Origin of the sequence: Paracraurococcus lichenis (assembly GCF_030657435.1) — a bacterium.
In the GTDB taxonomy this organism is placed as follows: Bacteria; Pseudomonadota; Alphaproteobacteria; order Acetobacterales; family Acetobacteraceae; genus Paracraurococcus; species Paracraurococcus lichenis.
Genome location: NZ_JAUTWS010000526.1, coordinates 1 through 379 on the forward strand (window position 1 = coordinate 1; position 379 = coordinate 379).

The window sequence follows — 379 nt, forward strand, 5'->3', positions numbered from 1 at the left end:
GCGCCCCTCCTCCGGATGCCGGCTGCGCACGTAGCCGCCATCCAGCCCAACCACGACTGCGCCGCCCGACCGCACTGCGGGCCGCGTCACGGCCGCAGCCATGGGCGGCTGCACCACCTCCTTGCCGACCCGCTGCGTGCGGTTCCGCACCGTGCCGGCGTTCACCGCCCCGCCGATCGGAAGCAACTCGGACAGGAGTGCCGCGACCTTGCCGAACGGCGCCAGCGCCGCATACCGGGCGGTGACGCAGGCAAGCTCGGGCGCGACGGTACCCCCGCCGAGCTCCAGGGCCGCGAAGCTCTTCGGCTTGCCCGGACCATGGCAGGGGCAGACCAACAGCCGCCGGACCCGGACCGGCACCGCGCCGAACAGTGAGCGG

At 74.7% G+C, this 379-nt stretch carries 1 pseudogene; it reads right to left on the minus strand.

Features of this window, described 5'->3' with window-relative positions:
- A pseudogene (locus tag Q7A36_RS41090) lies at positions 1 to 379 on the minus strand (hypothetical protein); the annotation flags it as partial.